11 protein-coding genes are annotated in these 13,033 nt (G+C 46.5%); all 11 read right to left on the bottom strand.

From position 1 onward, the window contains the following. Nucleotides 1-288: 288 nt before the first annotated feature. Complete coding sequence (locus MKY66_RS09105) at nt 289-1,242, bottom strand: 4-hydroxy-3-methylbut-2-enyl diphosphate reductase (protein ID WP_076209170.1); 954 nt, start codon at nt 1,240-1,242, stop codon at nt 289-291. 67 nt (nt 1,243-1,309) lie between these two features. Continuing rightward, complete coding sequence (locus tag MKY66_RS09100; protein WP_076209171.1) at nt 1,310-2,770, bottom strand: HAMP domain-containing sensor histidine kinase; 1,461 nt, start codon at nt 2,768-2,770, stop codon at nt 1,310-1,312. Nucleotide 2,771: 1 nt separating this feature from the next. Continuing rightward, on the bottom strand, nt 2,772-3,461 hold the full coding sequence (locus tag MKY66_RS09095; RefSeq protein ID WP_076209172.1) for a response regulator transcription factor: 690 nt from the start codon (nt 3,459-3,461) through the stop codon (nt 2,772-2,774). A gap of 177 nt (nt 3,462-3,638) precedes the next feature. Beyond that, the gene (locus tag MKY66_RS09090; protein WP_076209173.1) at nt 3,639-5,303 is read right to left on the bottom strand and encodes a trypsin-like peptidase domain-containing protein; all 1,665 of its coding nucleotides are present in this window, start codon (nt 5,301-5,303) and stop codon (nt 3,639-3,641) included. A gap of 148 nt (nt 5,304-5,451) precedes the next feature. Then, nucleotides 5,452-6,114, bottom strand: coding sequence for a response regulator transcription factor (locus tag MKY66_RS09085; RefSeq protein WP_076209174.1), 663 nt, complete (start codon nt 6,112-6,114; stop codon nt 5,452-5,454). 18 nt (nt 6,115-6,132) lie between these two features. Next, nucleotides 6,133-7,158: a sensor histidine kinase gene (locus MKY66_RS09080; protein WP_076209175.1), complete on the bottom strand. Its 1,026-nt coding sequence runs from the start codon at nt 7,156-7,158 to the stop codon at nt 6,133-6,135. Between the two features lie 3 nt (nt 7,159-7,161). Then, nucleotides 7,162-8,190 carry a cell wall-active antibiotics response protein LiaF gene (liaF, locus tag MKY66_RS09075; RefSeq protein WP_076209176.1) on the bottom strand — a complete coding sequence of 343 codons (1,029 nt, stop codon included), beginning with the start codon at nt 8,188-8,190 and terminating at the stop codon, nt 7,162-7,164. A gap of 198 nt (nt 8,191-8,388) precedes the next feature. Further along, nucleotides 8,389-8,610, bottom strand: coding sequence for a hypothetical protein (locus tag MKY66_RS09070; protein ID WP_076209177.1), 222 nt, complete (start codon nt 8,608-8,610; stop codon nt 8,389-8,391). 111 nt (nt 8,611-8,721) lie between these two features. Beyond that, the gene (locus MKY66_RS09065; RefSeq protein WP_305956033.1) at nt 8,722-9,513 is read right to left on the bottom strand and encodes a 3D domain-containing protein; all 792 of its coding nucleotides are present in this window, start codon (nt 9,511-9,513) and stop codon (nt 8,722-8,724) included. 176 nt (nt 9,514-9,689) lie between these two features. Further along, nucleotides 9,690-11,627, bottom strand: coding sequence for a threonine--tRNA ligase (thrS, locus tag MKY66_RS09060; protein ID WP_076209178.1), 1,938 nt, complete (start codon nt 11,625-11,627; stop codon nt 9,690-9,692). A 418-nt stretch (nt 11,628-12,045) separates the two neighbouring features. Then, nucleotides 12,046-12,999 (bottom strand): putative sporulation protein YtxC, encoded by a 954-nt coding sequence (locus MKY66_RS09055; RefSeq protein WP_076209180.1) that lies wholly within the window; start codon nt 12,997-12,999, stop codon nt 12,046-12,048. Nucleotides 13,000-13,033: the final 34 nt, after the last annotated feature.

The raw sequence follows: 13,033 nt of genomic DNA, 5'->3' as shown, positions 1-13,033 counted from the left end.
TTAATTCCCATCCTTCCTTGTATGAGAGCACAATCATTTCTTAACGTGCGTCTGATTAAATATAAAAACTCTGTCACGCTTAAACGCTTGTTCGCTTTTAAGCTTTTATCCGTTAAAGTGAATATACCATAGTTCTCTTATTGCGTCAAGGTACACATTCCTTATCCATATACAAAAAGAACCCTGCTCCACAGGCTCCGACATTCGGATCTGCGTAACAGGATTCTTCTCATTCACATCTCGTTTTTAATTCACATACACTTAGACTTATTTTTACATTAGTTGCGCCTAAGGTGTACGTGTTTTTTCTCTAACTGGAGGCAGCAGTTTGCTCATGTTCACGGTACGTTTAATTTCCCACGTCTCCGGCTTGTCATGTTCATACTGCTCCAGGTAAAGGATGACTTCCTTCGTGATCGGTGTTGGTGTTGATGCACCCGAAGTAACCGCCACCTTATTTACACCTTTCAGCCATTCTTGCTGAATCTCGGAAACATCGGATACACGGTAGGCCGTAACACCCGCAATCTCCTCCGACACTTGTGCCAGACGGTTAGAGTTATTGCTGCGAGGATCACCCACCACGATAACCAGGTCCGCTTGACCTGCCTGTTCAGCAACAGCTTCCTGACGAACCTGAGTTGCGAGGCAAATTTCATTATGAATCTCAGCTCCCGGAAACTTCTCCAGCAGACGGCTCATAATGTGTTTGATATCCCACTGGCTCATCGTTGTCTGATTCGTAATAAGGATTTTGCCTGAAGGTACGTTCAGTTCTTCGATCTCTTCTTCCTTCTCGATCAGATGAACGAGGTCTGGCGCAACGCCAACAGCACCTTCTGGTTCAGGATGATTCCTTTTACCAATATAGATAATCTGATAACCTTCTGCTGTCTTTTCGCGAATGAGATCATGTGTCTTGGTCACATCAGGGCATGTTGCATCCACTGTTGTCAATCCTTTGTCCCGTGCCAGCTTACGCACTTCAGGAGATACACCATGAGCTGTAAAAATAATCGTGCCACTCTCCACTTGGCTCAAAATATCCATCCGGTTCGGACCATCCAATGTAATAATACCTTCATCTTCAAAGGAATCAGTCACATGTTGGTTATGCACAATCATACCCAATATATAAATAGGTCGTGGTAAATCCAGATTGCGTGCCGCTTGACGCGCGAGCACCATCGCATCCACAACGCCGTAACAATATCCCCGCGGCGAAATTCGTAGTACTTCCACTTGGTTGCCACCCGCTTTCTTTCTCGGCAACGTTGCCGATGTAATTGCAGTCCTGTCTATTATACCTTTATTCGATAGGCGGAGCAAAGACAACCGGCAACCAGATAATAAAGGTGGTTCCTTCTCCACGTCTGGTCACAACCTCAACCGATCCATGGTGTTCCTCAATAATCCACTTCGCAATCGAAAGTCCCAGACCTATGCCCGGTGTAGCCCCGCGGGATTCATCTGCCCGATAGAAGCGATCAAAGATGAACGGCACTTCGTCCCGATCCATCCCAATACCGGTGTCGCTGATGCGTAGTCCCACCTGGCCCTTGTATAATACAGCATCCAGCGTCACAGAGCCTTCAGGTGTGTATTTAAACGCATTTTCGATGAAAATAAACAGCATCTGTTGCAGATAGTCCTTGCTACCGTTCACATAAATGCCGTTAAGGATGGAAAAATCTCCTGGAAGCCAGTCTGCCTGACGATCCAGAAATTGTGCTCTGCGTGCCACTTCCTGTACGAGAATCTGCAGCGGGATCGGATTCAGTTCAATTTTCTGACCCGTATCCGCTCTCGCCAGCGATAACATGTCGCTGATCAGCCTGCTCATACGTTTTCCCTCGTCCGCCATATCTTCAATGGCTTCCAGCGACATTTGTTTGACAGTCTCCTCATCCAGATTCGGTCGGTCTCTTCCTTCCTGATCCCACAGCTTCTTCAAGAAGTCTACGTTCCCGCGAATGGTGGTCAGCGGCGTACGCAGTTCATGCGATGCATCGGATACAAAGCGGCGCTGGGCAGCATTCGTCTCCTCCAAACCACGGAATGACAATTCTGTACGTTCAAGCATATTATTGACCGTTTCAATCAGACGCCCGATCTCATCCTTCGGCCCAGCATATTGAATACGTACACTTAAGTCATCTCCCGATTGAATCTGATTGGCGGCATCAATGACAGTCACGAGCGGACGCATCGACTTGCGAGCCAAGACGAGACCTGAGGTAATAGCCAATGCCATCGCTACCAGCCAGCCAAAAACCAAAATATTAAGCAACGCTTCCAGCAAGCGCTCCTGTGAACTTACATTCGCACCAACCTGAAGAATCCCACGTACTTCATTGGTTCCCTGAAGAGAAAGGGGAAGCTGATTCACCAGAAACGGTGTACCATCCACATAGATCTTGGATATGCCACGCTCTTTAAGTATCTCATTGGCTTTTAATACCGGAAACTGAATCTGCAATTTCTCCATATTACCGGAAATTCTGCCTGAGCGACTCTGGTAATCCCAGAGTTGAATATAGATTTGTGCCTCCTGAAGCTGACTCTCTGTAAATGGGTCCAGATCCAGCGACTGTGAAAGAGGATTAACACCAATCTGCTCCGTAATCCGGGTACTCTTCACCTTCAATTGCTGTTCGACTTCCTGATAGGAGTTAAAATAAACAAAGGCATAGATTACAACGCCCCAAAAGATAAGAACAGCCGCCAAAATGCCAGAATACCATGCGGTTAGTCTTAACCGGATGGACATATCAGGAGTCACCTCTCAGAATATAGCCGGCTCCCCGGATGGTCTGGATTAGACGCTTGCCACCGTATTCTTCGGTCTTCTGTCTGAGCATGGCAATGTACACTTCAAGCACGTTAGACTCACCGCTGTAATCATAACCCCAGATTTTATCCATAATCAGATCGCGGGACAGTACCCGTCTTGGATTTTGCATGAACAGATTCAACAGTTCGAATTCTTTGGCAGTCAGTTCCAGACGCTGCCCATCTCGCAATACTTCACGTGAGTCATTGTCCAAAATGATATCTTCATACATTAAGCGGTTGTCCGGCGTACCCCCATTATCAGACTTGCGGCGCAGCAATGCGCGGACACGTGCCAATAATTCTTCCAGCGCAAAAGGTTTTACAAGGTAGTCATCGGCTCCCGTGTCCAATCCGGTCACCCGGCTCTGTACTTCATCCTTGGCCGTCAGCATCAGCACAGGCACTTTGCTGCCTGCTTCTCTCAATCTGCGACATACCTCAAATCCATCAATCTGCGGCATCATCACATCCAGCACAACGATGTCAGGCTCCTTGTCCATCAGTTTGCTGAGGCCTTCAGCTCCATTGGAAGCCGTCTGTACCTCATATCCTTCAAAAGCCAGCCCCCGGCGGAGCATGGATACAATTTTTTCGTCATCATCCACAATCAAAATAGTTGAGCGCATGGTGGTCTTTCTCCTTTATCCTAACGTTTTATCCCATTGTAACAGGCAGAAGCACAATCTGCATCTTCAAGTAGGGGGTCTCCAATCCGTCCTGGTCCATTGTAACCTTGCTCCATCAGGGCAAAAAAAACGGAAGGGCCTTCAAACCCTTCCGTTCTGTAAATCCTTGCCCAATATTTATGGTTGCTGCTGTTGTGTACCTGTTGTTTGTGAAGTATCAAAATCATTTTTGTTGCCGATTTTGATTTTCAGATCCATTTTCTTACCGTCACGCACCACGTTTAATGTCACTTCACTGCCGATTTCCTGTTTCTTGATAAAATCAATCAGATCTTGACTTGTCGCGTACGGCGTACCATTGGCACCTGTGATGATGTCATATGCACGAAGATCTGCTTGGTAAGCCGGTGATTGGAAGATCGTGCTGGCTACAACTGAACCTTCGGTAACGTCTGTTCCCATTTGTTTAGCAACTTCAGGCGTGAGAGCCATCAGAGATGCACCGATAAAGGGTACTGGCTCTTTGGGAACTTCTTTGTTCTCTTTAAGATATTTAACAGCTTCAGAGATGACGCTCGACGGGATTGCAAAACCAATCCCCTGTGCATCTGCACTTACTGCAACGTTCATTCCGATAACTTCCCCATTCAGGTTAAGCAACGGACCACCGGAGTTACCCGGGTTAATCGAAGCATCTGTTTGCAGCAAATGGCTGTACTCACGTGTTTTTCCTGTTTCTTCATCTGGAATGCTGATCGTACGTTCTTTGGCACTCAGTACACCTGCTGTAACGGTGTGTTCGAATCCTTCAGGGTTACCAATAGCTACAAGCCATTCACCGACTTGAGTACTGTTGGAATCACCCAGTGGAGCTACAGGGAACGCATCGTCACCACTGTTTTTCTCAATTTTCAATACAGCCAAATCCAGATCAAAGCTGCTTCCCAGCAATTTAGCTTCATAAGGTTTGCTGTTGTTCTCCAGAGTTACCTGGATTACGTCTGCACCCTGAACAACGTGTTGATTCGTCAGGATATATCCTTCTTTGTCAAAAATGAACCCGGAACCAATGCCCATAGGCACAAGCTGATTACCGCTTTGTGGTTGCTGGCTTTGGCCTTGATTGCCTTCCGTTCCGCCGCCATTACCAAAGAAGTATTGGTACAGCGGATCACTTGTATTTGATCCACCCTGACCCAATCCTGTACGTGAGGACTGCTTGGCGAGTGTTTCGATTTTGACGACAGCCGGACTTGTGCTTGTTACTACGGAAGACACATCTTCTTTGCCTGTTGGCAGTAACGACGCTGTGACATTGTTGCCTCCGCCTGTGTTTGTGGATGCTTCCTGTCCTGAACTTTGATTGTCCGTGTTCGTAAGTGCCGTCTCCGGTGTGAACATATTTGTTCTGTCAGCGGTGTACATGAGAACAGTGATGACCAGCATGCCGGCAATAAAGGAAAATAGAAGTGATCTTACGGAAGAACGTGGCTTGCGGTTATTATAGTTCCAGTTGCCTTTGCCGCCATTCCCTTGATCACCACCGTTACCTGAGCCGTTTCCGCCGCCTGCTGATGATCTTTTCGCTTGTTCAGATGATTCACTATTATAGTAAGTAGGCACGGGTCTCACCGGATCAGGTTTTGTGATCTCTACATTTCCTTCTTCACGTTGATTATTGCTTCCCATGTGATTTGCTGTATCTTCCTGATTCACGGACTGAAAAGGTCCATAAGAATAATAATAGGAGGATTCGTCCGTTCCGGAAGAATTGCGGTTCTCCGTTTGTTTGGTTTCGTTTTCCTCGTCTTGACGGTTCGATCTATAGTTGCGTTCGTCCATGCCTCTCTACCTCCCAATCTCTTATTCCCAAGAGATATTCTTTAACTGTCCTTATTTTGTACTTTAAACCTTAACCGTACCTTAAAAACAATTAAAAAGGAGATAAAAGCACGTAAGAATAGACTCTTTTCCCCGTCATGACAGCATTTTACCCTTTCGTTTTCACCCAACCCTGACGATGCGCATAGATGGCCAATTGTGTACGATCGTCCATCTCACATTTCATCAGCAGGTTGCTCACATGTGTTTTGACGGTTTTGATACTGATATGTAATTCTTCTCCAATGTCTTTGTTGGTCTTCCCCTCTGCAATAAGCAGCAGCACTTCCTTCTCCCGTTCAGTCAGACCTGATTCACTCTCTCTCGCTGTACGTTGTCTGATTCCCCGGGTTAATGCCTGCGACACATCACCTGTCATAACAGGCATGCCTCTATAGGCCCCTTGCAGAGCATAGATCAGTTCTTCGGCAGAGACTGTCTTCAGTACATAACTTACCGCACCCGCTTCAATCGCTTGCACAACCAGATCATCCTCCAGGAAACTGGTGAGCATCACAATCTTCATCCCTGGAAATTCTTTCATGATGGCTTTTGTTGCTTCAGCGCCATTCATTACCGGCATCATCAGATCCATCAGGATCAGGTCCGGCATTTCACTATCATTTAACTTACGCAACTGATCAAGTGCATCCTGCCCATGGCCCGCTTCTCCCATCACATGAAAAGTAGTTTCCAGCATCAGATACGTTTTCAACCCCATTCGTACCATGTCATGATCATCCACAATCATTACGTTTACTTTCCCACTCATTCCGTCTCCCCCTCTAGTTCATTCAGATACATTAGGAAATTTCGGGATCAGTACCCGTACCGTCGTTCCCGCTCCCGGCTTTGATATAATCTGAACTTGCCCCCCAAGCTTCTCCGCCCGTTCACGCATAGTAGATAACCCGTATGAACCCGGACGTTCCGCTTGCTGCAAAAATCCCTGACCATCATCGCTGATGCTCATGCTGATCTGATGTTCACTCTCCCGTATGGACAGACTAACCACTCCCGCCTCTGCATGCTTCACAACATTGGCAACTGCCTCCTGAATAACAAGAAACAGCTGGTGCTCAATGGCATCCGAGATTCCGCCATCCAGTTCCAGCTCTTTCACACCTTTAAGACCATTCTGCCTGCAATAATCAGGAAACCAACTATCCAGTGCTGCGGAGAGGTCACGCCCTTCCAGCTCCACTGGTCGAAGTTGGGCAATAAGTCCTCGCATCTGACGCTGTGCAATATGTGACATCTGGATTAACTGGTCCAGTACTTTACCGCCATGTTCAGGATTCATCTCCAGCAGACGAGGTAAGGATGAAGCCGACATATGCATGGCAAACAGCTGCTGGCTAACCGTGTCATGGAGGTCCCTTGCCATTCGTTTACGCTCTTCAAGCACAGCCCGCTCCGAGGCTTGCTCCTTCTCAATGACTTCCTGCTCACCGAGGCGCTGAAGCAGTCTCATCTTTTTCTCAATCGAATCCATCATAACATTGAACTCCTGATAGACACGACCAAACGAAGCATCATCCGCTTCAGGCATGCGCACCGCCAGATTACCCTTGGACACTTTCAACATGTTGAGATCAAGCAGGTCAATCTTGCGTTGAAGTCGTAAAGCAGCGATATATCCGGTGATAACGGTGGCCAGCACAACAACGGCAACATAGGTCCATGCCCGCTGACGACCAGCCCCCATCAACACCTCTCCATACAATAGATAGAATCCGCCCAGCGTAATCAGACCAGTTAGCGCAAAATACATCATCAGTTCCCATTTATTGGCCTTGAGAATTGTTCGAATCATGCGTTAACCCACCTTATTCACTTTGACGTCTCCGATAAACACACTTACAATAATCCGTACCTTTTTGCTCGCTTCATGGTAATGGGCAGTTTCAGCCTGGGCACTACTCAGGAATCCGCCGCGTTTCTGGTTCAACAGTGACATATCTCCAATGAAGGAATTTGTCGTCACCGTCACACCCAGATCCATATCTTCCGGTACAAATACTTTCACATCCCCAATAAATGAAGAAATGACAATCTTCGTCTCCCCATAAGGAATCTGTGCTTTGGTCAAATCAATTACGGTATCTCCGATAAAAGCCGAGATGTTCATGGGTTTCAACGAGAATACTTCCTGCCCCATGTACAGATCACCGATGAACGCCGATTTATTAATGGTATTGCCACTGCCATAATCCCCATAACCATTTCCGTAGCCATCATCATAATGTTCTCCATATCCGGTATCGTTAGAGTTATACGATTGATGTTTCTTCTTATACTGTTGCCCTTGTGATGATGAATCCGTTGATCCTGTGAAATGAGGGCCATGTGCATCGTTCTTCTGTTCCTGTTTTGGTTTGCCAAATGTTTTCTCGAACTGTTCGTCAAACGACGATGGCATCTCCAGATCCTCCGGAGCTAACGGTTTATAAGGTTGCTCAGGTGCTGGAGGTGGCTGCATCTTGTCATGATGTTTCCGATCACGACGTCGTGGCCCAATCAGTACAAACAATCCTCCGCCAATCAGCATAACCGGGATCAGATAACGGATGAACTCACCCATGGAGTAATCAATCCATCCCAGGTTACGGGCAAGAAAGTAACCACCAATCGCCAGTACAATTACCGGTCCAATAAAGGCGTAACCCCCGTTGCGACGAATCTCGGAGATTCCTTTGACCCCCCACCAGATTAGAAATAACGGCCAATATGTTCTGAAAATATATCCTACATCAATGTCATATCCCAATTGTCTGAACAAGATCATCGCACCAATAGCAATAAGAGGTATGCCAACCCACCAGCGGTCACGCGTCGATCGTTTCATCGCTCATGTCTCCTTTGTCTGTATTATGTATCCAGTGTAACTCAGACAAGACAATGAGAACAGCGGCGGCAGATGGAATTCATCTCGGTCTCGAGACTGAGATGGGAGGATATTAATGTAAAAAACTTCGCATATGTAAAACACCCCGGAGCTGCTGCTCCAGGGTGCTGAATCATCATTTGATTAATGAATCTTCAATTATTTTTTGTATTTTGATGCTTTGCCTTGACCTTGGCCAGTTTGGCCTGTGTTTTCTACACCGAACTCGGCATTGTATTTTTCATCAGGTGTTTGGAAATTATCTTGTACTTTGTTTTGAGCGGATTGCTTCACTTTTGCTGCTGCATTCTCTTCTCCAAACTCTGCATTGTACTTCTCGTTTGGCGTTTGGTACCCTTGTCCTTGTGATTTCTTAGCCACAACGAATCACCTCTCTCTTCATATTTACGATACATTGCTGCACCGCGGGGTTCGTCCCCAGTCAGTATTATGTGGAGAGAGCACTTCTGTTATTCATGTTCACATGTGAAATTAAATGGCCTTGTCCAGCCAGGAGTCCGGTACGGATTTGTACACGTCGATTGCATCGGCCAACTCGCTGAGCATCTTCTCTGTACACTTTCCGGCGCCTTGTCTGATCACCTGTACTTCCACATCCTTTTTGCCCCACTCTTTGTACACTTGCTTGGTTGTCGGGAAATACAGATCGATTTTATTGCCTTTGATCGCTGAACCGGTATCTGCAACAATTCCGTATCCATAGCCCGGAATATACAGAATGGAACCCATCGGGAACAATTTTGGATCAGCTGCAATCGTGGAGACCGTTTCTTTATCACGGCGTACTTTGACACCAGAATACGTAATTCCGTATTGCGGGTGTTTGGGTCCTTTTCCTGTAGACTCCACTCCTGCCGTATATCCCGTTGCTGTAACCTTTTGTGTACCCAGGATTTGTTCTGAACGCGGAGCAAGCACCGGCATAGACGGGTCCGCCACTTGTTTTTCTGTAAGTTCAGGTCTTGGAAGGACCATTGGTTGTGGTGACCATAATAAAGCCATATACACCATGGTCGTCAGGTGGGCTTCATCACTGTATTGATGGCTGACCTGTTCTGGAAATTCCTGAATAGGCTTGCTCGAAGCTTCAATAATTGGACCTTCAATGCCGCTGCTCTGACTCTCGACATGCAGTACCGTACTTTCCTCTTCAAATGTATAGGCATCCGCCTGATTCAGGTTAATCATCATCCCGGCGAATATCACACAGCCAACCAATAAACCCCGTATATGTTTCTTTTGAATTGAGAATTGCTTTTTCATTGTATAACCTCCCCCTCACTGCAAAGGTTTTCCAAAAAGCAATTAATCTATACTTTTTACTGCAAACACTACGAAAAAACGCCTGAATAACATAGGTCAACCCCATGTTATCCAGGCGTTATGCAGAGTGATCAGCGCAACTTATGCACTGGTTATCTGATAGATCATTTGATCATTTATACTAAACGTGTTGCAATTTCTTCTTTTAATTGAGCGATAATTTCATCGACCGGTTTCATGCCCAGATCGCCTTCTCCACGCTTCCGCACAGATACTGCTTCTGCATTACGCTCATTCTCACCAACTACAAACATATAAGGCATTTTCTCAAGCTGCGCCTCACGGATTTTATATCCAAGCTTCTCATTCCGCAGATCGGCTTCAGCAGAGATTCCCGCACGTTTCAGCTTCGCTTCGACTTCACGCGCATAATCGTCGAAGTTTCCGGATACCGGGATCACTTTTGCCTGAACCGGAGACAACCACAGCGGGAAAGCTCCTGCAAAGTTCTCCAGCAAGAATGCTGTGAAACGTTCCATTGTACTAATTACACCGCGGTGAATAACGACCGGACGATGTTTCTGTCCGTCATCTCCCACATATTCAAGTTCAAAGCGCTCAGGCAACAGGAAGTCCAGTTGAACTGTAGACAATGTCTCTTCTTTGCCCAGGGCTGTTTTGATCTGCACATCCAGCTTCGGACCGTAGAATGCCGCTTCACCTTCAGCTTCATAGAAAGGAAGATCAAGTTCTTCCACAACTTCACGCAGCATGCGTTGGGACATTTCCCACATCTCGTCGTTCTGGAAGTATTTCTCGGTATCCTTCGGATCGCGATAGGAGAGACGGAAACGGTATTCGTTGATACCAAAATCCTTGTACACTGTTTGAATCAACTCGATAACACGAGCAAACTCTTCTTTGATCTGATCCGGGCGTGCAAAAATGTGTGAGTCGTTCAGTGTCATGGCACGTACACGATGCAGACCTGTTAATGCCCCCGACATTTCATAACGGTGCATCATGCCAAGCTCTGCAATACGGATTGGCAGATCACGGTAGCTGTGCATGCTGGACTTGTACACCATCATATGGTGAGGACAGTTCATTGGACGGAGAACGAGTTCCTCGTTATCCATAACCATTTTCGGGAACATATCTTCCTGGTAGTGCTCCCAGTGTCCAGATGTTTTGTACAATTCCACGTTACCCAGAACCGGTGTGTATACATGCTGGTATCCCAGGCTTTCTTCCAGATCCACAATATAACGCTCCAGAGTACGGCGCAGCTTCGCACCGTTAGGCAACCAGATTGGCAGGCCTTGACCGACCAGTTGGGAGAATGTGAACATTTCCAGCTCTTTACCCAACTTACGGTGATCCCGTTTTTTAGCTTCTTCGAGGAAGTGCAAATGCTCGTCCAGCTGTGCTTTTTTCACAAAAGCCGTACCATAGATACGTTGAAGCATTTTGTTTTTGCTATCTCCACGCCAGTAAGCACCCGCGACATTCATCAGTTTGAACACTTTGATTTTGCTTGTCGATGGTACGTGAGGACCACGACACAAGTCGAAGAATTCACCTTGCTCATAAATCGTGATCACGCTGTCCGCTGGCAAATCACGAATCAACTCAAGTTTGTAAGGATCGCCCACTTCTTCAAACGTTTTGATCGCGTCCTCGCGGCTAACTTCCTTACGTACAATTGGCAAGTTCTCGTTCACAATACGTTCCATTTCCTTCTCGATCTTTTGCAGATCTTCAGGATTGAGCGCATGTTCGAGATCCATATCATAGTAGAAACCATCTTCAATGACAGGGCCGATACCGAGTCGTACCTCTTTGTTACCATATAAACGTTTCACTGCTTGAGCCATCAAGTGAGCTGTACTATGACGCATCACTTCAAGTCCTTCTGGTGAATCCAGCGTTACGATCTCCACCAATGCTCCCTCATGAAGTGTTGTGGACAAGTCCACTACGATACCATCCAGCTTGCCGGCTACGGCATTTTTGCGCAATCCGCTGCTAATTGAAGCGGCTACGTCCTCAATGCTGCTACCATCCGCGTACTCACGTACCGAACCATCCGGTAATTTAATGTTCACTGCCATTTGTCTCATTCCTCCTGTTAATGTACCTTCGTGTCCAGATATTTATGGACTGATTATCTATTGCTATTCCAGTCATTTTGCAAAGGAACGCAAAAAACACCCGTCCCGGCAAAGGGACGAGTGATATATACTCGTGGTTCCACCCTAATTCAGCTGATTCATCCATATTCGGAAATACAGCCCTCATTGGCATGACGATAACGGGCATGACCCGGCAGATCCTTACTCGCGGACGGATAATCCCCAATAAAGGCGATACTCTAACTCCACTTTCAAAATTGCAGCTACAAAGGGGTAAACCATACGTGATATCCGGAGGAAATTCCAGCCTAGGTTCCTCTCTCTGCACCGATCTTGCGTGTGGTTGTTGTCTTTGTCAACGCTTTTGGTTCAATGGTTCACATGAAAAATTCATGGATCAACAGTTATTATAATTGCCGAGATCACTTGCGTCAAGACCTGTCAACAATCCTGAGCGCAGCACTTCGCATTCTGGGCAATGATGACATATTTGCACTTTGTCTTCAAAGATCTGGCATATGGTCGAGATGATTGGCAGATCCGGGGTGCGTGTATGGAGCATGACCTTCTCAGGAGAGATCGAGATGAGTGTACTTACAATCATATCTTCAATATCCATCTCCAGTTCCAGACCCGGCATTTCTACAACAACCTGTTCATCCTTTTGCACGGGTAACAGATTAAGTCCAGCATCCAGGACCTGAAATTCATGCATTCCCTTGTGTACAAGATGAATTAGTGGTACTTTGGCTTCTTGAAAAAACACAAAATATTTTAACAGCCCCATAAACTCTTCATATTGCCGATCCATCCAGAACTCATCGAGCGCATACTCCACTAATTCCTGAAGTTCCTGCTTATATGGCCGTATACGGAAATTGATAATACCTTCAAGGTGAAAAAAGTGAACATCCTCCAGATCCTGCCGTAGTCCACTGGCTAACGTAGTACGGCGGCGCTCCCGAAGTCCGGGCTGATCCAAATCACCATTTAATAGAAGTGGCATGCAGATTCGATTAACCTTCTCCACCTCATGCTCATCCATGACAGAACATGCCTTGGTGATCATATCCTCCACCATGCTTCGTTCTTGTGTCTCCATAATGAAGTCGGCGAGTCCAAGGGAGAGCAGATCACTGATCCGGGGAAGCCATTGCTGGAAGTCTTCGTGATTCTCATTCCCTCTGCACACCCAGGTTGCTCTTCCATCATTATGTTTGAAGGTGAGCCGAAATCCTCTTTTACTTATATGTAAACCTTTGGTCTTTTCCTTAACACAACGATAAAATTGATCCGCTTCCTCTTGCCCCGATACATCGGTCCATACAGCAAACAGTTCCACAAGAATCACTCCTTTCCTTCCTGTTCAAAGTATATGGCAAGGC

Source organism: Paenibacillus sp. FSL R5-0766 (genome assembly GCF_037971845.1).
Classification (GTDB): domain Bacteria; phylum Bacillota; class Bacilli; order Paenibacillales; family Paenibacillaceae; genus Paenibacillus.
The sequence above is the reverse complement of the archived record's forward strand: the minus strand, read 5'-3'. Positions and strand labels throughout refer to the sequence as shown.

Excerpts from the sequence above, each read along its gene's own strand:
- MKY66_RS09080 (WP_076209175.1), bottom strand. The coding sequence starts at position 7,158 with ATGATTCGAACAATTCTCAAGGCCAATAAATGGGAACTGATGATGTAT.
- MKY66_RS09100 (WP_076209171.1), bottom strand. The coding sequence starts at position 2,770 with ATGTCCATCCGGTTAAGACTAACCGCATGGTATTCTGGCATTTTGGCG.
- MKY66_RS09095 (WP_076209172.1), bottom strand. The coding sequence starts at position 3,461 with ATGCGCTCAACTATTTTGATTGTGGATGATGACGAAAAAATTGTATCC.
- liaF (WP_076209176.1), bottom strand. The coding sequence starts at position 8,190 with ATGAAACGATCGACGCGTGACCGCTGGTGGGTTGGCATACCTCTTATT.
- MKY66_RS09090 (WP_076209173.1), bottom strand. The coding sequence starts at position 5,303 with ATGGACGAACGCAACTATAGATCGAACCGTCAAGACGAGGAAAACGAA.
- MKY66_RS09065 (WP_305956033.1), bottom strand. The coding sequence starts at position 9,513 with ATGAAAAAGCAATTCTCAATTCAAAAGAAACATATACGGGGTTTATTG.
- thrS (WP_076209178.1), bottom strand. The coding sequence starts at position 11,627 with ATGGCAGTGAACATTAAATTACCGGATGGTTCGGTACGTGAGTACGCG.
- MKY66_RS09085 (WP_076209174.1), bottom strand. The coding sequence starts at position 6,114 with ATGAGTGGGAAAGTAAACGTAATGATTGTGGATGATCATGACATGGTA.